At 76.7% G+C, this 18,946-nt stretch carries 19 protein-coding genes and 1 pseudogene; 11 read left to right on the top strand and 9 right to left on the bottom strand.

Annotated features, from left to right (window positions below; translation table 11 throughout):
• Positions 1-200 precede the first annotated feature (200 nt).
• The 5 genes from ACFY00_RS31615 to ACFY00_RS31635 all read left to right on the top strand — a co-directional run bounded on the left by ACFY00_RS31615 (position 201) and on the right by ACFY00_RS31635 (position 4,216).
• Complete coding sequence (locus ACFY00_RS31615; RefSeq protein WP_388035857.1) at positions 201-929, top strand: TetR family transcriptional regulator; 729 nt, start codon at positions 201-203, stop codon at positions 927-929.
• Between the two features lie 211 nt (positions 930-1,140).
• Complete coding sequence (locus ACFY00_RS31620; protein WP_388035860.1) at positions 1,141-1,491, top strand: Zn-ribbon domain-containing OB-fold protein; 351 nt, start codon at positions 1,141-1,143, stop codon at positions 1,489-1,491.
• Positions 1,492-1,723: 232 nt separating this feature from the next.
• Complete coding sequence (locus ACFY00_RS31625) at positions 1,724-3,130, top strand: hypothetical protein (protein ID WP_388035862.1); 1,407 nt, start codon at positions 1,724-1,726, stop codon at positions 3,128-3,130.
• A gap of 152 nt (positions 3,131-3,282) precedes the next feature.
• A complete protein-coding gene (locus ACFY00_RS31630; protein ID WP_388035864.1) occupies positions 3,283-3,654 on the top strand; it encodes a tetratricopeptide repeat protein in 372 nt (123 codons plus the stop codon).
• A 136-nt stretch (positions 3,655-3,790) separates the two neighbouring features.
• Complete coding sequence (locus tag ACFY00_RS31635) at positions 3,791-4,216, top strand: SRPBCC family protein (RefSeq protein WP_388035866.1); 426 nt, start codon at positions 3,791-3,793, stop codon at positions 4,214-4,216.
• 45 nt (positions 4,217-4,261) lie between these two features.
• On the opposite strand, the gene ACFY00_RS31640 is transcribed toward ACFY00_RS31635, so the two are convergent.
• Positions 4,262-6,334: a SpoIIE family protein phosphatase gene (locus ACFY00_RS31640; RefSeq protein ID WP_388035869.1), complete on the bottom strand. Its 2,073-nt coding sequence runs from the start codon at positions 6,332-6,334 to the stop codon at positions 4,262-4,264.
• A gap of 706 nt (positions 6,335-7,040) precedes the next feature.
• Here ACFY00_RS31640 and ACFY00_RS31645 point away from each other — a divergent pair.
• Positions 7,041-7,400, top strand: coding sequence for a 5-carboxymethyl-2-hydroxymuconate Delta-isomerase (locus ACFY00_RS31645; RefSeq protein WP_388035871.1), 360 nt, complete (start codon positions 7,041-7,043; stop codon positions 7,398-7,400).
• Between the two features lie 110 nt (positions 7,401-7,510).
• On the opposite strand, the gene ACFY00_RS31650 is transcribed toward ACFY00_RS31645, so the two are convergent.
• Both ACFY00_RS31650 and ACFY00_RS31655 read right to left on the bottom strand, forming a co-directional pair.
• Positions 7,511-7,861 carry a VOC family protein gene (locus ACFY00_RS31650; RefSeq protein WP_380474124.1) on the bottom strand — a complete coding sequence of 117 codons (351 nt, stop codon included), beginning with the start codon at positions 7,859-7,861 and terminating at the stop codon, positions 7,511-7,513.
• 12 nt (positions 7,862-7,873) lie between these two features.
• Positions 7,874-8,566 (bottom strand): annotated as a pseudogene (locus tag ACFY00_RS31655) (TetR/AcrR family transcriptional regulator); the annotation flags it as partial.
• Positions 8,567-8,753: 187 nt separating this feature from the next.
• Between ACFY00_RS31655 and ACFY00_RS31660 the strand changes: the two are divergent.
• On the top strand, positions 8,754-9,785 hold the full coding sequence (locus tag ACFY00_RS31660; protein WP_388035874.1) for a hypothetical protein: 1,032 nt from the start codon (positions 8,754-8,756) through the stop codon (positions 9,783-9,785).
• A gap of 12 nt (positions 9,786-9,797) precedes the next feature.
• Here ACFY00_RS31660 and ACFY00_RS31665 read toward each other — a convergent pair whose 3' ends face one another.
• From ACFY00_RS31665 to ACFY00_RS31675, 3 genes are all read right to left on the bottom strand, one after another.
• On the bottom strand, positions 9,798-11,531 hold the full coding sequence (locus ACFY00_RS31665) for a hypothetical protein (RefSeq protein WP_388035875.1): 1,734 nt from the start codon (positions 11,529-11,531) through the stop codon (positions 9,798-9,800).
• Complete coding sequence (locus ACFY00_RS31670) at positions 11,528-12,271, bottom strand: ABC transporter ATP-binding protein (protein WP_388035878.1); 744 nt, start codon at positions 12,269-12,271, stop codon at positions 11,528-11,530. Before ACFY00_RS31670 ends, ACFY00_RS31665 begins: the two co-directional genes overlap by 4 nt.
• Positions 12,272-12,373: 102 nt before the next feature.
• Positions 12,374-13,252: an alpha/beta fold hydrolase gene (locus ACFY00_RS31675; RefSeq protein ID WP_388035880.1), complete on the bottom strand. Its 879-nt coding sequence runs from the start codon at positions 13,250-13,252 to the stop codon at positions 12,374-12,376.
• 112 nt (positions 13,253-13,364) lie between these two features.
• On the opposite strand from ACFY00_RS31675, the gene ACFY00_RS31680 reads away from it, so the two are divergent.
• Positions 13,365-13,859 carry a MarR family winged helix-turn-helix transcriptional regulator gene (locus ACFY00_RS31680; RefSeq protein ID WP_388035882.1) on the top strand — a complete coding sequence of 165 codons (495 nt, stop codon included), beginning with the start codon at positions 13,365-13,367 and terminating at the stop codon, positions 13,857-13,859.
• 115 nt (positions 13,860-13,974) lie between these two features.
• On the opposite strand, the gene ACFY00_RS31685 is transcribed toward ACFY00_RS31680, so the two are convergent.
• Complete coding sequence (locus ACFY00_RS31685; RefSeq protein ID WP_388035885.1) at positions 13,975-15,204, bottom strand: glycoside hydrolase family 6 protein; 1,230 nt, start codon at positions 15,202-15,204, stop codon at positions 13,975-13,977.
• A 226-nt stretch (positions 15,205-15,430) separates the two neighbouring features.
• Between ACFY00_RS31685 and ACFY00_RS31690 the strand changes: the two genes are divergently transcribed.
• Together ACFY00_RS31690 and ACFY00_RS31695 are read left to right on the top strand one after the other, a co-directional pair.
• Entirely contained in the window at positions 15,431-15,874 is a 444-nt protein-coding gene (locus ACFY00_RS31690) for a hypothetical protein (RefSeq protein WP_388035888.1), read from the top strand.
• A gap of 23 nt (positions 15,875-15,897) precedes the next feature.
• Entirely contained in the window at positions 15,898-16,980 is a 1,083-nt protein-coding gene (locus ACFY00_RS31695; protein ID WP_388035891.1) for a hypothetical protein, read from the top strand.
• A 95-nt stretch (positions 16,981-17,075) separates the two neighbouring features.
• Here ACFY00_RS31695 and ACFY00_RS31700 read toward each other — a convergent pair whose 3' ends face one another.
• Positions 17,076-17,870, bottom strand: a complete 795-nt coding sequence (locus tag ACFY00_RS31700) for an AraC family transcriptional regulator (RefSeq protein WP_388035894.1) — start codon at positions 17,868-17,870, stop codon at positions 17,076-17,078.
• A gap of 49 nt (positions 17,871-17,919) precedes the next feature.
• Between ACFY00_RS31700 and ACFY00_RS31705 the strand changes: the two genes are divergently transcribed.
• A complete protein-coding gene (locus ACFY00_RS31705; protein ID WP_388035895.1) occupies positions 17,920-18,402 on the top strand; it encodes a DUF2000 family protein in 483 nt (160 codons plus the stop codon).
• Between the two features lie 39 nt (positions 18,403-18,441).
• On the opposite strand, the gene ACFY00_RS31710 is transcribed toward ACFY00_RS31705, so the two are convergent.
• Complete coding sequence (locus ACFY00_RS31710; protein ID WP_388035897.1) at positions 18,442-18,927, bottom strand: hypothetical protein; 486 nt, start codon at positions 18,925-18,927, stop codon at positions 18,442-18,444.
• Between the last annotated feature and the right edge of the window lie 19 nt (positions 18,928-18,946).

The following is an 18,946-nucleotide window of genomic DNA, read 5'->3' on the forward strand; positions in this document are numbered from 1 at the left end:
CCGCCGCGAACGGAGCGATCTTCGCCTCCGCCAACGCCCGCACCGACTCCCGGAGCATCACGTGCTCCTCGCCGAGCCGGTAGAGGTCGAAGTCCTTGGTCATGGCAGTCTCCTCGGTGTGGCACTCAGTACCCCCGATTATGCACACTGAGTGTCGTCCGACCCAGCCCGAACACCCCGGTCGGTGCTACCGTCCGGGTATGAGCGAGGTGCACGAGCAGGAGCGGACCGCCGGGGGCGGGGCGGGGCGGCCGACGATGCGGGACGCGCTGGTGGAGGCCGCTTTCGAGCTGTTCTCGGAGCGGGGCTTCGAGCAGACGACGATCGACGACATCGTCTCGCTGGCGGGGGTCGGGCGGCGGTCGTTCTTCCGCTACTTCCCGTCGAAGGAGGCGGTGGTCTTCCCCGACCACGACGGCTGCCTGGCGGACATGACGGCCTTCCTGGCGGCGGCCGACCCGGCGGGCGACGCGGTGGAGCAGGTGTGCGACGCGGCCCGGCTGGTGCTGCGGATGTACGCGGGCAACCCGGCGTTCTCGGTGGGCCGCTACCGGCTGACCAAGCAGGTGCCCACCCTGCGCATCCACGAACTGTCGGTGGTGTGGCGCTACGAGCGCACCCTGGCGGGCCACCTGCGCACCCGGTACGCGGCCCGCTCGGACGGCGCGCTGCGGGCGGACGTGATCGCGGCGGCGGTGGTCGCCGCGCACAACTTCGCGCTGCGCTCCTGGCTGCGCTCGGGCGGCGAGGGCGACGTGGGGGCGGCGGTGGACGAGGCGCTCCAGCTCGTGGTCGACACCTGGGGCGACGGCGCCGCGGACGGTCCCGGCGGGGCCTCGCAGGACGACGAGGTGGTGGTGATGGTGGCCCGGCGGGGGACGCCGATGTGGCGGGTGGTGCAGGGCGTCGAGGCCGCGCTGGAGGGCTGAGCCCGCTCCGGCCGCCCGTCCGCCCGCGCACCCGTCGGCCCGCCGACCCGCGGAGCCGACGACCCGTCGAAGATCGGCCGGTATGACTGGCACTCCGTACCTTTACAGGAGGCACTGAGTGCCATACCTTCCTTCTGGCAGACGCCCCGACCGCACGCCCGTTCCCGGGCGGCGGTACGGCGGCGCACCCAGGCTCAGGGAGGAGACGGCCATGACCCTCACGATGCTCGCGCCGGCCGAGGCGGAACTCGACTACCGACGCTGCCGCTGGTGCCACTCGGCCAGTGCGGCGACCTGCCTGCTGTGTCCGGTGTGCGGCTCGGCGGACCTGACGCCCGCGCGGGCCTGCGGCCAGGGCACGGTGCAGCGCCTGCTGCGCCCGACCCGCCGCGGCCCGCACCTGGGGCGCCCGTACCTGATCGTGCTGGACGAGGGCTTCACCGTGCAGGCCGCGGTGCTCGGCGGCCTGCCGGGGGCGGTGCCGATCGGCGCCCGGGTGCACCTGGTGACCAGCGAGGAGGGCGGCCGGGTGCTGACCTTCCGCCTCGCGTCCCGCCCCTGACCCACCCCACCCCGACCACCGGCCGCCGCCCCACCGGCGCCCGGTCCGCGCCCCCGGCGGATGGCACTCGGTGCCATCCGCCGGGGGCGTTCCTTCTCCGGACGTCCGCGTCGTGCGCACACTTCCGACATGCCGTGGACCGTCCGTGCCTGCCTGGCGGGAACCGGTGCACGCACCGCCGCCGCGCGGGTAGGGTCGATGGCGTTTGTCGTTCCGGGGGAGGTATCCACAGGTGCTCGATCTGAGCGCACATCAGTCGGCTGCCGTCTGGCGCCCGTTGTCCGGCCCGCCACCGGTGCGGGCCTGGCGCGGCGGCCTGGCGGCCAATCCGGGGGCCCCGGCCGAGGTGCTGGAGCGGCTGCTGGCGGACGGCGCGGAGCCCGGCTGGCTGGCGCGCCGCGCGGAGCTGCCGGCGCCGGTGGTGGAGGCCGCGCTGCGGCATCCGCAGTGGCAGGTGCGGGCGGCGCTGGCCGAGCGTCCGGGCCTGTCGGCGCAGGCGCTGGCGGTGCTGGCGGGCGACCGGGAGCGCCGGGTGCGGCGGGCCGCGGCCTCGGCCGCGCACCGGGTGGCACTGCCCCCGGCGGTGCTGGCCGCGCTGGCCGCCGACCGGGACCCGGACACCCGCCGCCGGGTGCCGGGCTGCGCGGGCCTGCCGCCGGAGCTGCTGGTGCGCCTGGCACAGGACGGCTCGGCGCTGGTGCGGGCGGCCGCGGTGCGGGCGGAGTCCTGGCCGCTGCTGCCGCCGACGGTGCGCACGGGGCTGCGGGCGGACCGGGACCCGGCGGTGCGGGCCGCGGTGCGGCGGGCGCTGCGGGTGGAGCGCGAGCTGCCGGTGACGCTGGCCGGGTACATCGCGGAGAGCGACCCGGCGCGCCGGGAGCGGACGGCGGCCTCGGCGGCCGTCGAGCGGGCGCTGGGCGAGTGGCTGGTGCTGGACGACGACCCGCGGATCCGGGCCGCGGTGGCGGGCAACCCGCGGCTGCCCACCGACCTGGCGCTGACGCTGGCGGCGGACCCGCACGAGGCGGTGCGCCTGGCGGTGTCGCTGCGCGCGGACCTGACGGAGGCCCAGCGCGCCACGGTGGCCTACCGGCTGCCGGACGTGCCCCCGGCGCTGCCGTGGGTGGCGGAGCGGGCGGACGACCCGGCGGAGCTGCTGCGGCTGGCGGGTTCGGCGCACCCGCTGGTGCGCTGCGCGGTGGCCTCGCTGGAGCGGCTGCCCGGCGAGGTGGTGGCGGTGCTGGCCGCGGACCGGGAACTGACGGTGCGCCTGGCGCTGGCGGAGCACTGCGCGGACGCGCCGGGCGAGCTGCTGCGCGCGGTGTACGAGCAGTTGCTCGGCCCGGCCTCGCTGGTGGCGGACCCGCGGTTCGCGGCGCCGGGCCTGGCCCGCTGGGCGGACCGGGCGGAGCCCGCGCTGCGCCTGGCGGCGCTGCGCGACCCGGAGTTGGAGCCGGGGGTGCTGGCGGCGCTGGCCGCGGACGGGGACCCGGTGGTGGCGCGGGCGGCGGCGGGCGATCCGCGGCTGCCGCTGCGGGCGCTGCTGGGTGCGCTGGAGCCGGACGCGCAGCCGGAGGCCGCGGCGGCGAACCCGGCGCTGCCGGTGCCGTTCATGCACCGGCTGCTGGAGCTGTCCTGAGCGGTGCCGGGTCGTTCCGGGTCGTTCCGGGTGGTGCCGCGAGGGCGCTGCGGGGGTGCCGTAGGGCGCGGAATACCCCTCGGTAGGTGAATGTTCAACCGACTGTCGGGCCGTCGCGGCCCGGCAGGACCCGGAAACGGGAAGGAGCAGGCATGACCACCGACCTCCGCCACGGCAGTGCGTCCCTGGTGACCCCCGGCGAGAGCACCGCCGAGCGCTGGGCCCGCGCCCAGCTGTTCTTCGACTCCAAGGCGTACGCGGACGCCGCGCTGATCCTCGCCGGGGTCGTCGACGAGGTGCCCGAGCAGGTCGGCCCGCGCCTGCTGCTGGCCCGCGCCTACTACCACTCGGCCCAGCTGCGCCGCGCCGAGGAGCAGCTGCGCGAGGTGATCGAGCGCGACCCGGTGGAGCACTACGCGCACCTGGTGCTCGGCCGCGTCCTGGAGCGCCAGGGCCGGGCCGCCGAGGCCGCCCCGTACCTGCGGCTGGCCGCCGCGTTCGACGGGGAGTTCCCCGGGGCCTGACCCCGCCCCGCCCGCGGGCCCGCCCCTGCCGCCCCCGACCGTCCGACGGTCGGGGGCGGCGTGCTGTCGTCGCCCGGCCCGGCGCCTGGCAGGCTGGAGGGAGCGCGCCGAGGGACCCGACACGGAGGTGCGGCCGATGCCGACGCTGGAGGAGCAGATCGAGGTGACCGCCCCGGTGGGGACGGCCTGGTCGCAGCTGCACCGGGTGGCGGAGTACCCGCTGTTCGTCGCCGGGGTGGTGCAGGCCAGCGCACACGGCCGCCACCACGCGCACCTGGACGTGGAGTTCGGCGGCGGGCGGCACGCGGTGGACGCCGAGCTGACCGACCACGGGCGGGGCCGGGTGATGAGCTGGGAGACGGTCGAGGGCCCGCCGCTGCGCGGCACCTTCGCGCTGCGCCCGCTGGACGCGGCGCACACCCGGGTGCAGCTGCGCCTGGAGTACGACCCGCAGGAGCTGGCCGGGGCGCTGGGCGGCCCGCTCGGCTTCGCGCAGAGCCGGGCGGTGGAGGAGGCGGTGCGCGCCGACCTGGAGCTGTTCAAGCAGCTCTGCGAGGAGTGAACCGTTCCGGAGCCGTCCGGGCGGCTCCGCGGGGGCGCCCCGGTCTCACTCCCCCAGCGGGAGTTCGGCCCAGATGACCTTCCCGCTGGCGGGGTAGCGGGTGCCCCAGCGTTCGGCGAGCTGGGCGACCAGGAACAGGCCGCGTCCGCCCTCGTCGGTGTCGGTGGCGTAGCGCAGGTGCGGGGAGGTGGCCGAGCCGTCCCAGACCTCGCAGATCAGCGCCTGGTCGCGGAGCAGCCGGACCCGGATCGGCGGGGCGGCGTACCGGATGGCGTTGGTGATCAGTTCGCTGAGCACGAGTTCGGCGGCGAAGGCCTGCTCGGACAGGCCCCAGTCGTCGAGGCGGCGGGTGACGGCGGCGCGGATCCGGGCGACGGCGGCCGGGTCGGCGGGGACCTCCCAGTCGGCGACGTGGTCGGCGGGCAGCGCCCGGGTGCGGGCGACCAGCAGGGCGACGTCGTCGGCGGGATCGGCGGGCAGCAGGGCGGCGAGCAGGTCCTCGCAGGTCTGCCGGGGGTCGCGGCCGGGGCGGGCGAGGGCGGCGCGCAGCAGTTTCAGGCCGTGGTCGAGGTCGTGGCCGCGGGGGGCGAGCAGCCCGTCGGTGTAGAGCACCAGGCGGCTGCCCTCGGGGAGTTCGAGTTCGGCGGTCTCGTAGGGCAGGCCGGTGACGCCGAGCGGCGGCCCGGCGGGCAGGTCGACGATCTCGACCCGCCCGTCGGGGTGGACCACGGCGGGCGGCAGGTGGCCGGCCCGGGCGATCGTGCAGCGGCGGGTGACCGGGTCGTAGACGGCGTACAGGCAGGTCGCGCCGGTGATCGGGCGCTCGGCCCCGTCGGGGGCGGGGTGCTCCTGGTCGAGGCGGTTGACCAGGGCGTCGAGGTGGCCGAGCAGTTCGTCGGGGGCGAGGTCGAGCGAGGAGAAGGTGTGCACGGCGGTGCGCAGCCGGCCCATGGTGGCGACCGCGTGGACGCCGTGGCCGACCACGTCGCCGACGACCAGGGCGACCCGGGCGCCGGAGAGCGGGATGACGTCGAACCAGTCGCCGCCGACGCCCGCCTGGGCGGGCAGGTAGCGGGAGGCGACCTCCAGGGCGTGCTGCTCGGGGAGTCCGGCGGGCAGCAGGCTGTGCTGCAGGGCGACGGCCATGGTGTGCTCGCGGGTGTAGCGGCGGGCGTTCTCGACCAGGACGGCGGCGCGGGCGGCGAGCTCCTCGGCGAGGGTGCGGTCCTCCTCGTCGAAGGCCGGGCGCGGGCGGGCCCGCCAGAAGGTGGCCACGCCGAGCAGCGTCCCGCCGACCGCCAGCGGCACCGTGACCAGGGTGTGCACCCGCTGCTCGCGCATCGCGTCGACGGTGCCGGGGCTGATCTCGTCCCAGGCCGCGAGGGCGGCCGACAGGTCGGGTTCGACCACCGAGCACAGCCCGGCCACGGCCCGGGCCCGGGGGGTGCCGGGGATCAGCGGGACGGGCGAGCCGGGGGCCAGCAGCGGCGGCAGGTCGGTGACGCCCGCCAGCGCGGCGCGGCGCAGCGGGCGGTTCTGCCCGGGGCGGGGCTCGCCGCCCGCCGGGACGCCCTCGTACAGGTCGACGCTGGCGAAGTCGGCGAACGCGGGGACGAGGGCGGCGGCGAGTTCCTCGCAGGTGCGGGTGATGTCGAGGGTGGTGCCGATCGAGGCACCGGCCCGGTAGAGCAGTTCCAGGCGCAGCCGGGCGGTGTCGGGGCCGGTGGGCGGGGCGCTGTCGCGCAGGGTGGCGATCCGGCAGGACGGCCCGCCGGTGCGGGCGGTGGGGTGCAGGTCGGTGGGGTGCGGGTCGGTGGGGTGCGGGTCTGTGGCGGGCAGGTCGACGGCGTGCAGGTCGACGGTGAGGGTGCGGCCGTGGACGGCGGCGGGGGCGCCGGTGAGTTCGCCGTCCTGCTGCAGCAGGGTGCTGAGGCCCTCCGGCAGGCCGAGCGCGTCGACCGGGCGGCCCTCGCAGTCGGCGGGCAGGTCGAGCAGGCGGCGGGCCTCGTCGTTGGCGTAGCGGATCCGCAGATCGGCGTCGAGCAGCAGGACGCCTTCGCGGACGAGGACGGGTTCGGGCGCGCGGTGCCGTCCCGTCCCGCGCGCCGCGGCCGTCATCCGGGCCGTCCGGCGGGGGCGGGGGCCGGGGGCGGCGCGGGAACGGGGCGCGGGGGACGCGGGGGGATGGACAGCTGTCGCGGAGGGGCCTGGTCCGCCACGCTGCGTCCACCGGGTGCTGCCCGAAACCGGGTCATACGCTCATTCCTACACTCCCGGCTCGGACCGGGCCAATGGCCGCGCCCGGATTTCCCCGGTCGGCGATCCGGTTCCCACCGGCGTCCGTTCACCTGACAGGGGGTCAGGGCGGCGGGCAGACTGGTCCGCATGGACCAGGAGCCGGGCGGGGACGAGGAGAGGTGGGTGCACGTGCTGGAGTACCGCAACAGCGCGAAGCAGCCGTCGTGGGAGGAGCACCTGCGGGCTTGACTGCGCGCCCGCGGCATCGACTGGTTCCCGCTCGGGGGCGACGAGATCCGCCTCGACCTGCTGAACTGCCTCGGGCCGGACGGGCAGCGGTGGTGCGTGGCGCGGGTGAGCGTGGACGCGGCGGCGCTGCGCAGGCTCGGCCTGCATCCGGAGCAGCCCTCGGCGGTGCCCGCGGAACCGCCCCCGCCGCCGTGGTGGGGCCGTTGGTGACTTCCCGGTGACCGTTCTCCGGTCGGGGGCGTCCGCTGATCGGGCACCCCGGGCGCGGGGACGGGGCGGGGCGGGAGGAGGATGGGCGGATGTAGAAGCCAAGCATCTGCGCGGAGAGGTTCCCGTCATGCCGCACATCACCGTCGACTACTCCCCGCAGCTCGCCGACGCCTTCGACCGCCCCGGCTTCGTCCGCGAGCTGCACCCGCTGGTGCGCGAGTGGGTGGCCTCCCGGGGCGTGTGCAAGACCTTCTTCCGCCCGGCCGCGGAGACCTGGGTCGACACCGCGGACGGCCAGCTGGTCGCCTTCGTGCACATCGCGATCGGCCTGCTGCCGGGGCGGCCGGAGGGCCTCAAGGCCCGCCTCTCCGAGGAGGTGCTGCGCCTGCTGGACAAGCACCTGCGGCCGGTGCTCGGCCGCGAGGTGGTGCGCTCGGCCGAGGTCCGCGACCTCGCCGCCTCCTACCGCCTGCGCACCGGCTGGTAGCCGCGCGCCGACCGCCCGGTCCGGCCTCGGGGTCCGGCCATCCGGTCCGGCCTCGGGCTCCGGCCTTGGGAGCCGGTCTCGGGAGCCGGTCTCGGCGTTCGGGCGGGTCCTCAGCGGTGGCCGAGGACGTTGACCACCCGGCCGTTCGGGTCGCGGACGAAGAAGCGCCGCACGCCCCACTCCTCGTCGCGCAGCGGGTGGACGATCTCCGCCCCCGCCTCCTGCACCGCCGCGTACGTCGCGTCCACGTCGTCCACCTCCACGCTGAGGTCCGGGACGACGGGCGCGGTGCCGTCCCGGGTCGCGAGGCTGAGCTGGGCGGTCGGGTTGCCGGGGGCGAACAGCGTCATGATCCATCCGTGGTTCATCGCCTCCTCCAGGCCGAGCAGGCGGTAGAACTCCAGGTTCCTGCGCTGCGCCCCCTCCCCCGCGACCCGCAGGTTCGGCACCACCCGCCGCACCTGGCGGCGCTCCGGCCGGGCCTGCCGCTCGGCCGCGTCGAAGGCGGGCGCGAGCGGGGCCAGCACCGCGCGGAGCCGCTCGGCCAGCGAACCGGTGGGCACGACCAGGCCTCCGACCGCCGCGCCACCCGTTCCCGTGGCGCCCGTTCCCGTGGTGCCCGTTCCAGCACCGCCCGTTCCCGCGTCGCCCGCCGGGCGGAGCCAGTCCTGGAGCGCGAGGCGGACCGCCGCGGCGGTGCCGGCCGCGAGGACGCGGGCGGTCTCCGGTGCGGCGCCGTCGCCGAGCCGGGCGGCGATCGCCTCGGCGAGCGGGGGCTCGATCCCGGCGGTGGTGCCGAGGAACGCCTCGCGGAGCGCGGGCCGGGTGACGACCAGCAGCAGGGCCTCGGGGGCCTGCGCACCGGTGTCCGCGTACTGCTCGACCACCGCGTCGGTGACGGCCTCGGCCAGCCGCACGTCCGCGGGCCGGGCGATGACGGCCGCCGCGATCCGCGCCTCCCGGTCGGCGCTGACGGCGGAGGCGATCGCCTGCTCGCGGCTGGCGAAGTAGTTGTTGTAGGTGCGCGGGGAGACTCCGGCCGCCTCGGCGATCTCCTCGACCCGCACGGCGTCGGGGCCCCGCTCCAGGGCCAGGCGCAGCGCCGCCTCGCGCAGGGCCGCACGGGTGGCCCGCTTCTTCCGCTCCCGCAGCCCGGGTGTCGTCACGCGGCCAGCCTTCCACACCGCTCTGCGCGCCCGCAAACATGCCCACCCGCAAACTTTCGCCCTCGCAATCCTTCGCGGCAGCAATCTTGCGTGTAAGCAAATTTGCGTGCCCGCACTTTTCCTGTCAGTCTCGGCACGCACCGAGCAATGGTCCGAGGAGAGGAAGCACACCGTGCGGGCAAGGGGAATGACCTACGACACCGGGTTCGTCGTGCACGGCCGGACGTCCCGTCCGGACTTCGACCCGGCGGTGGTGCGACGGGAGCTCGCCGTCATCCGCGACGACCTGCACTGCAACGCCGTCCAGGTGATCGGCGGCGATCCGGAGCGGTTGGAACTGGCCGCCGCGGCGGCGGCCGGGTTGGGGCTGGAGGTCTGGTTCTCGCCCTACCCGTTGGAGTTGGAACCGGAGCAGGTCCTCGCCCTGCTGCGCGACTGCGCGGAGCGGGCCGAGCGGCTGCGGCGGGGCGGGGCCGAGGTGGTGTTCGTCGCGGGGGTCGAGCTGAGCGTGATGAACCGCGGCTTCCTGCCGGGGGACGGTCCCGAGGAGCGGGTCGGGCGGCTGATGGCCCGGCCCGAGGAGCGGGCCGGGGCGCTGCGCGAGCTGGGCGTGCGGATGAACGCCTTCCTGGGCCGGGCCGCGGCCGAGGTCCGGGCCCGCTTCGGCGGGCGGCTCACCTACGCGGCGATCCAGTTCGAGCAGGTCGACTGGACGCCCTTCGACTTCACCACCTTCGAGCTGCTGCGCTCCGCCGAGGTCGCCGACGTGTTCCGCGAGGCGGTGCGCACCCTGGCCCGGGGCCCGAAGCCGCTCGCCGTCACCGGTTTCGGCACCGCCGCCTACCGCGGCGCGGGCGACCGCGGCGGGCGGGTGCTGGAGGTGGTCGAGCACGACCCGGTGACCGGGGCGCCGGTGCGCCTGGACGGCGTGCACGAGCGCGACGAGGAGGGGCAGGCCGCGTACCTGGACGAGCTGCTGGAGGTGTTCGAGGAGGAGGGCGTGGACAGCGCGTTCGTCTACCTGTTCGCCCTCTCCGGCTACCCGCACCGCCCGGACGGCGACCCCCGGGACGACCTGGACCGGGCGTCCCTGGGCATCGTCAAGCTGCTGGAGGGCCGCCGGGGCACCGCCTACCCGGACATGGCCTGGGAGCCCAAGGCCGCCTTCGCCGCGGTGGCCCGGCGCTACCGCGGCCGACCGGCTCCCGGGACGCCGTGACCGCCCGGGACGCTAGGCCCGGGCCGCCGCAGCGGCGGCGGCCCGGGCCCGCCGGGGCAGGGCGGCCGCCCGGAGCCGGGCCCACTGGAGCAGCGCGGCGGCCAGCAGCAGGCCGAACGCGGCGGCCGGGAGCGGTCCGGCCTCCGGCCCGCCGCGCAGCACCACCGACAGCGGCAGGGCCAGCAGCGGCACCGTCACGGCCGGACCGGCCGCGTACCAGGCGGTGAACATCAGGACGCCGGTGCTCCCGCCGCTGGGCTGCGGCGAGCGGTACAGCAGGTCGTTGCGGGCCGGGCCGCGGCAGGCGTTCACCAGCCCGGCGGCGACCAGCGGCGGCACGGCCAGCGGGGCGAGCCAGGCCTGCGCGCCGCCGCCGAGCGCGAGCACCGCGCCCGCCCCGGCCGTCCCCAGCAGGAGGCCGAGGGCGGTGGGCACCACCGCGTGGCGCAGCATCAGCCCGGCGAACGGGTACGGGGACCAGGAGGAGCGGCGCACGTCGTCGGTCTCGATCCGGGCGGGCTCCAGCAGCTGGGCCAGCGCCAGGTAGCCGAAGAGCAGGGCGAGCCCGGTGACCGCCCAGGACAGCAGGCCCCGGGTGTCGCCCGCCGGGACGGCGCAGAGCAGGGCGGGCACGGCCAGCAGCACCGCGCGGCCGAGCCGGGCGGGGGTGCGGAGCAAGGAGAGGGTGTCGCGCCAGTACAGGACCAGCCAGGGCCGCCGGGGCGCGGGCAGCCGCACCCGCAGTCGGCCGCCCTCCCCGGAGGCGCTGGAGACGGCCAGCCGGGCGGCGCGCAGTTCGACCGTCCGCAGCGCGGCCAGCACTCCGGCGGCGGTGCGGGCGCGCTCCCGCAGCAGGGCCAGCGACACGGTGGCGACGGCCCGGTCGGCGAGCACCAGGCCCAGCGCGGTCGGCACCACCAGCAGGGCGGCGGCGAGCAGCCCGCCGGGGACGGCGGCGGGGGTCGGGGCCAGGGCCGCGATCCCGGCCCAGCCCCACGGGCCGGACCACAGTTCGACCCGCTCCAGCCAGTGGACGGGGTGGCCGGCGACGGCCAGCGCGCTCTGCACGGCGAAGGCGACGACCAGCGCGGTCGCGTACGGGGTCAGTCGGCGCGCCCAGCGTGCGGCCCGCGGGTCGCGCTGCACCAGCAGGCCCGCGCAGACGCCCAGCAGCGGCAGGCAGGCCCCGCCGACCAGGCACCAGGCGAGGGCGGCGGGCAGACCGGTGCGCACGGTCAGGCCGAGCGCGACCATGCCGCCGAGGGCGGCCACCAGGCCGGGGAGGACGGCCAGGGCGCAGGAGAGCCAGAACCAGGGCCGCAGCACCGGTCGGGGCCGGACGGGGTGGGCGAGCAGCCAGTCGGTGGTGGCCCGGGGCGGGACGACCGGCCCGCGCCACAGCCCGTCGCGGACGGCCAGCAGCAGGACGGCGAGCCCGGCCGCGGCGGCCCCGCTGGGCAGGCCCGCGAGCAGGCCGGGGCCGTAGCCGGTGTAGTCGGCGCCCATCGAGGCCTGCAGGAAGAGGCCGAGGCTGGGGATGCCGCCCCAGACCACCAGGAGCAGCACCGTGCAGTAGAGGGCGAAGGCGATCTGCTTGGCCCGGTTGCGCCGGTGCGGGGCGCGCAGGGCGCGCAGCAGGGCGAGCGCCTCGTCGGTCCAGTCGTCGTCCGCCGTCCACTCGGCGGCGGACGCGTCCTCTTCCTGCTCCTCGGCCCCGGCCTCGACCGCGGTGTCCGGGCCGCTCACCGGAGCCGGGCCGTTCCGGTGCCGGGGGTGGCGGCGGCGACCGTGGTGGCGGCGAGGACGCGGGCGGGCGGGCCCTGGCGGACGACCCGGCCGTCCTCCAGGACCACGGCGCGGTCGGCGACCTCCAGGGCGAGGTCGGTGTGGTGGGTGACCAGCAGCACCGCGACCCCGTCGGCGAGTTCGGCCTTCAGGAGTTCGGCGAGCCGGCGGCGGGCCTCCGGGTCGAGGCGCTGCTCGGGTTCGTCCAGCAGCAGCAGGTCGCGGGGGCGGACCAGGGCGCAGGCCAGCAGCAGGGCCTGCATCTGGCCGGAGGAGAGGGCGGTGGGCAGGGCGTCGGCCCGTTCGGTGAGCGAGCGGTTCTCCAGCACCTGGTCGACCCAGTCGGCGGCGTCGGCGACCCCGTGCGCGACGGCGACCAGCAGCAGGTGCTCGCGGACGGTGAGGTCGGGGTAGCAGGCGACGGTGTCGCCGACGACGGCGACCCGGGCCCGGATCCGGGGGTCGTTCTCGTCCATCGCCAGGCCGTCGAAGCGGACGGTGCCCTTGGTGGGCAGGTCGCGTCCGGCCGCGACCCGCAGCAGGGTCGACTTGCCGGAGCCGTTGTGCCCGAGCAGGGCCACGCACTCGCCGGCCGCGAGGGCGAGGTCGACGGGGTGCAGCACCTCCCGGCCGCCGTACGAGCGGCTGACGCCGGTCAGTTGCAGCAGTGCTCCGCGTGGTGCGGAGGAGTTCTCGGCCATCCGGGCGGTGCCTCTCGACGAGTGATCGCCCAAGTATGGACCGTGGCCCGCGCCCGACCCCCACCGGCCCGGGCGTCGCTGCGGGCCGGGCGGTCAGGGCGGTCAGGGCGTCGGGAGGTCAGGCGTCGGGGAGGGGGCGAGGAAGGCGGTCAGTTCGGCGTCGAGTTCGGCGGCCCGCAGGTACGGGAGGCCGTGGTGGGAGACGCCCGCCAGGGTGCGGACGCGGGCCTGCGGGAGCAGCTTCGCGGCGCGGGCGGCGAGGGTGCGCGGGTCGTGGGTGCGGCTGTCGGCGGCGGGCAGCAGCAGGCAGGGCGCCGTCAGGGTGGCGAGGGCCGCGGGGGTGGGGCGGGGGCCGGTGACGGGGCGGGTGGCGGGGAAGGTCGCGGCGAGGCCGTACAGCCGGGTCCAGTCGGGGTCGAGGGGGACGCCGCCGGTCTCCCAGGCGAGGAAGGCCCTGGCCCGGCGCTCGCTGGGGCGGGCCAGCATCGGGGCGGCGTGCAGCAGGTACGAGGGGCGGTAGCCGGTGAAGCAGCCGGTGGGGTCGAGCAGGGCCAGCCGGGAGACCCGGTCGGGGCGGCGCAGGGCGTGGCTCAGGGCGATCCAGCCGCCGTGGGAGTGGCCGCACAGGTCGACGCGGTCGGTGCCGACGAGGGCGTCGAGGACGGTGTCGAGCCAGCGGTGGAGGTCCTCGACGGTGCGCGGGGGCGTGCGGTCGCCCGCCTCGGAGCGGCCCGCCTCGCCGATCCGGTCGACGGCGTACACCCGGGCGGTGCGGGTGAGTGCGGCGGCGTTGGCCCACCAACTGGCGGCGGTCGCGCCGCCGCCGTGGAGCAGCAGCAGGGGCGGGGCGTCGGACGCTCCGGCGGCGTTGACCCGGGTGGTGCCCCAGGGGGTGTCGAGGTCGAGGGTCTCGACCGGGACGGGCCAGCGGTCGAGCAGGGCGTCGTAGGCGGACAGGAAGGCGGACCGGTCGAATCCCATGCTGGTCTCCGGGGGAAGGTTTTGTCTCGCTCGGCAATCTTCTCGCTCAGCGAGATAATATGCACACCGGAGCCACCCCGGACAACCGACCCGACCCGTCGAAAGGCCCGGCATGACCGACCCGACCCCGACCCCGACCCCCTCCCCGGATCCCGGCCCCGGCCTGCGCACGGTGCACCAACTGCGCGCGCTGACCGTCGAACTCGACCTGCTGGCCGCCGCGTTCGCCCAGCGGCACGGCCTGCACCCGACCGACCTGCGGGCGCTGATCGCCCTGCTGGACGCCGCCCGGGAGGGCACGCCTGCCACGCCGGGCCGGCTCGGCCGCGAGCTGGGCCTCAACTCGGCGGGCACCACCGCCGTCCTGGACCGGCTGGAGCGGCTGGGCCACGTCCGCCGCGCCCGCGATCCGCACGACCGGCGGCGCGTCCTGCTGGAGGTCACCGAGCGGGCGATGGCGCTGGGCCAGGGCTTCTTCGGGCCGCTGATCGGCGAGACGGTCGCGCTGGTCGACGGGCTGTCGGCGGCCGAACGGGAGACCGTGCTGGGCTTCCTGGCCGCGATGCGGGGGATCGTCGCCCGGCACGCCGACGCGGCGGGCGACTGAACGGGCGGACGGGTGAACGGCGGACGGGCGGACGGGCGGACGGGTGAACGGCGGACGCCCGGGCGAGTGGTCACTCGCCCGGGCGTCCGTGGGTGGTGCGGGTCGGTGCTGCGGGTCAGTGCTGCGGCAGCAGGCCGGTGTTGAAGGTCAGCTTCGGGGCGGCGTTCTGCGCGAGCGCGTGCGCCTGCTCGGGCCACCAGCCGCCCGCGGCCGGGTCGACCGAGCCGTACTCGGGGTCGGCCGGGCCCGCGGTGCCGCGGGTGCAGCTGCCGTCGGACTCGCCGGGGACCTTGATCCACAGGAAGGCGTCCAGCAGGGGCCGGCCGGTGTTCGCGGTGGGACGGGAGCCCAGGCCGCGGCCGGGCGGGTTGCACCAGGTCTGCGGGTCGCCGGTGTACTTGCCGGGCTCCGGCGTCCAGGCGCCCTGGCCGTTGCGGCTGCTGTCGATCACGAAGTGGGTGAGCTTCGCGTCGGCCGGGACGCGCTCGGCGTACCAGGCGTCGGCGTCCGCGGCGGGCCAGTACTGGTTGGCGCAGGAGTCGGCGGTGGCGCCCGGGGTGTTCTGCAGGTACCAGACGCACTTGGAGACCAGGGTGCCGTAGCGGGTCAGCGCGGCGTCGGTCTGGTAGTTCGACACGTTCAGGAAGAAGCCCTGCGCCTTGGCGACGCCGCCGTCGATCAGCAGCTGCGCCTGGGTGCCGACGTTCTGCCAGCTGCTGTGCCCGGCGTCCAGGTAGACCATCGCGCCGCGCTGCTGCTCCAGCCGGTCCACCGCGCCCGAGATCTCGGCGAGGCGGTCCTGCTGCTGGGCGGCGGTGCCGCCGCAGTACGCGGGCGACAGCGCGAGGCCGTCCGGCTCCAGGATGACCACGGTCCTGCGGTCGCCGATGCCGCGGGCCAGGGCGTCGATCCAGGCCGCGTACTCGGTGCTGTTGGAGGCGCCGCCCGCCGAGTACTGCGAGCAGTCCCGGCCCGGCACGTTGTACGCCACCGCGACCGGCACCTGCCGGGCCCTGGCGGCCTTCGCCTGCAGCGCGGCCATCGCGTCGGTGGTCTGCTGCGGGGCGGCCGTCCCGTTGAACCACTGCGCGACCGGCCAGGACGCCAGCTCGGCCATCGCCAGGGCGCCCGGCAGGTCGTGGGCCTTGAGGTCGGTCAGCGCCTGCTGCGCGGCCTTGCTCGCCGGGTCGACGTAGAACCGGGTGTCCGGCGCGAGGCTCCGCGCCCCGGACGCGGCGGGCGCGGGCGGCGCGGCCTGGGCCGGGACGGCGGTGGCGAGTCCGAGGCCGGACGCGAGCAGCACGGCCAGCGGGGCCGCGGCTCGGACGGGGTGGGGTGGACGCATGGCAGGTCTCTCCGTCAGGGGTGGGCGAACGGAGCCGCCATGCAGCCAGCCCCGGCGACACCCCGTCAAGGCCACCCGCCCGCACCCGCCCGAACCCGCAGCCGGGCCCTCCCCCGGGGTGAAACTTTCACCTCCGCCGGACCCGGCCCGGGCGGGTACGGTGGGCGGCGGGGCGTTCCCGGGCGGGTGGGACGGGGCGCGCGGTCCGCGAGTGGTGGAGGCGGAGTTGACGGAGTTCCCGGTCCTCGGGATCCCCGGCTGGAGCGGGCACCGGGGCATGGCCGTCGTCGGCGGGAGCAGCAGCGGCGGCGGACCGCGCGTGGTCGACTCGGTGGTCCACTCGTACCTGACCGCCGGGCGCCGCTCCGCCCCGCTGCTGGTGTTCGCCCAGTCGGCCGTGCGGGAGCAGAGCGCGGCCGCGCTGCGCAACCTGCTGGGCCACCGAGGGCGTCCGGAGCACGCCGGGCTGCTCGGGACACCCGACCTGGAGGAGACCACGGTCACCGTCACCGGGGTGCCCCGGCCCGCGGTCCGCCACCACTGGGCGGACCGGCGGGTGGCCCTGCTGGTCTTCGACTGGGAACGCACCCACGTCAGCGTGGCCTCCTGGGAGCACCCGCTGGACGAGGCCCTGCTCGCCGCCCTGGGCCCGCTCCGCCCCCGGCCCTGAGCGCACGGCGCTACGCTGCCGCGGTGCCCCGACCCCCGGCCCCGCCGCTCACCCCCGACGTCGCCCGCGAGCTGCTGCGGCTGACCCGCGCCGAGATCGGCCCCGGCCTCACCGGGCACGAGCTCGACGCGGTCGAGGAGCGGTACGGCTTCCGGTTCGCCGCCGACCACCGGGTGCTCCTCTCCGCCGGGCTGCCGCTCGGCTCGCGCGCGTGGCCGGACTGGCGCGGCGGCGACCCCGCGGACCTGCGGTCCCGACTGGACGCGCCGGTCGAGGGCGTGCTGTTCGACGTGGGCAACAACGCCTTCTGGCACCCCGGTTGGGGACCGCGCCCGGCCGACCCCGCGCAGGCGCTGCGGGTGGCCCGGGCGGAGCTGGCGGACGTCCCGCCACTGGTGCCGGTGTACGGGCACCGCTACCTGCCCGGCACCGCGGGCGAGTCCGGGCACCCGGTGCTCTCCGTCCACCAGACCGACATCATCCACTACGGCAACGACCTCGCCGACTACCTCCGGCACGAGTTCGGCCGGGGCCCGTACCCGGTCGTCCGGGCGCGCTCCACCGTCGACTTCTGGACCTACCTCGTCGAGGACGGCTCCGAGGGCTGGACCACCCCGCACGACCCGTACGCGACCACCGCGGAGGAAGCGGTCGAGCACCTGCGGATGCTCGCCCTGGAGTTGCTGGTCGGTCGGGACGTCGACGAGTGGCTGCTGGCGCAGGCGGGGCTCGCGGCGCTGGTGCTCGGGGTCGAGGCGCCGTCGCTGGCGGAGCTGGCGGGCCTGCCGGTGGAGGAGGCCGCACGGATCCGGGAACTGTTCGGCCGGGTGCTCGCCGAACTGGGCATCGCCGACGCCCTGCCCGCCGACGACACCGACCTGTCCTGGGAGGCCGCCCGCTGGGAACTCGTCCGTTGGTGGCTGCGCCTGATCACGAACGGCACCCTCCGCCCACGCGTCGGCGCCGAGGTGATCGCCTACGGCGGCTGGGCCGACCTGGCCCGCCCGGCGGCCCTGACCTCCCTGGTCGGCCTCACCGACCCCGCCGAGATCACCGCCGAGGCCGAACGCCTCCTCGCCGGGCCCTGGCCCCCGCACCCGCGCTGACGCGTGGCGCCTGCCCGAAAACGCCCACCACTGCCGCCGTCGCCACCCCGCGAAGCGGCCGGGCAGCGCACCGACCCCGGCCCGCCCCTTGCCCGTTACCGCCGCCGCGCGAAGCGGCCCGGGGTGGTGCCGACGATGCGGCGGAAGTGGCGGGTCAGGTGGGACTGGTCGTGGAAGCCGAGGGTGGCGGCGACGGCGGTCGGGGGGTGGCCGTCGAGGAGGAGGTGGCGGGCGCGGTCGATGCGGCGGGCGGTGAGGTACTGGTGCGGGGGCAGGCCGAACGTCGCGGTGAAGGTGCGGACGAGGTGGGCGGGATGGGCGTGCAGGCGGTGGGCGGCGTCGTCGAGGGTGGTGCGTTCGGTGAGGCGGGCGTCGAGCAGGTCGCGCAGGTCGTGGGCGAGGCCGGGCGCGGGCGGTGGCGTGCTCGTGCGGGGGTGCAGGTGGTGGCGCAGGCGTTCGGCGATCAGGGCCAGTCGGCTCTCGGCCTCCAGCTCTTCGCCGGGCGCGCCGAGGGCGGTGTGCAGTTGGCCGACCCGGCGGTGCAGCAGCGGATCGGCGAGGTCGGGGCCGTCGACCGCAGGGCCGATCAACTCGCTGCCGAGCCGGTCGAGTTCGAGGTAGACGACGCGTTTGCGGAAGCCGTCCTCGGTGGCCGGTGCGCCGTTGTGCGGGACGTGCGGGGGCAGCAGGCTGACGGTGTCGCGCGGGGTGCCCCGGTGGTGGCGGTCGAGGTCGTAGCGGACGGCGCCGTCGTCGACGATCAGCAGCGTCCAGGAGTCGTGGACGTGCATGGGGTAGCGGTGCGCGGTGAAGTGCGCGTGGAACACCTCGACCACGCCGGGGACGCGCGGCCGCCAGGCGGTGGTCTCCTCCGGCGGCGCTGCGGGCATGCAAAGAACGTACAAGATCCGGCGGCGGGGCGGGCGGCAGGCTCGGTCCATGGACAACACCTCGACCGCCCCCGCCCCCGCCCCCGCGACCGTCGGCGGGAGCGCCACCACGACCGCCCCCGTGCGCTTCGACAGCAAGATCGCGGTGCTGCTGCGGGAGGACCTCGCGCCGTGGCAGCGGCTGAACGTGACGGCCTTCCTGGTGAGCGGACTGGGCACCGCCGTACCGGAGTTGATCGGCGAGCCGTACGCGGACGCGGACGGCACCGGCTACCTGCCGATGTTCCGGCAGCCGGTGCTGGTCCTGGAGGGCGGGCGCGAGCTGCTGACGACGGCGCACGGGCGGGCGCTGGCGCGGGGGCTGCCGCTGGCGGTGTTCACCGCGGACCTGTTCGCCACCGGCAACGACCGGGACAACCGGGCCGCGGTCCGGGCCGTGCCGACGGCGGGGCTGGACCTGGTCGGCCTGGCCCTGCACGGGCCGCGCAACGCGGTGGACAAGGTGCTCAAGGGCGCCCGGATGCACCCCTGAGCCCCGGGCCCACGGCCCGGGCCGGGAGCCCGGGCTCGGTCACTTCCGGTCGGTGCCCTGGTGGCGGGCGATGGCCGGGACGACGCTGACGAAGGAGGACAGCTTCTTGCCCTCCTCGCCCTGCAGCACCCGCAGGGCGTTGTTGAACGGGAAGGCCGTCAGGCCGAGGACCTCGACCGCCGGAGGACCGGCCGGGTCGTCCCCCGGGACCCACCGGCCGCCGTACTCGTGGACCAGCAGCTCGCCCGCGTACATCGAGAGCAGGTTCCACCAGAGGTTGAGCCGCTCCCCCTCCAGGGGGCCGTCGGCGGTCAGGTCCTCGCTCAGGGCGTCGAGCTCGGCCAGCGTGGCGACCGTCCCGTCGAGTCGGCGGCCGTGGTTGTCGGCCGCCAGTTCCACGCACGCCGCGGCGCCGGACGCCGGGTCGATCCGCGGGTCCCCACCCTGCCGCTCCTCGTCCTGCCGCTCCTCGTCCTGCCGTTCCTCGTCCTGCCGTTCCTCGTCCTGCTGCGGTTCGCGTTCCATGGACGGTGATCCTGCCGAC

This window comes from Kitasatospora sp. NPDC001540, assembly GCF_042894345.1.
Lineage (GTDB): Bacteria > Actinomycetota > Actinomycetes > Streptomycetales > Streptomycetaceae > Kitasatospora > Kitasatospora phosalacinea_C.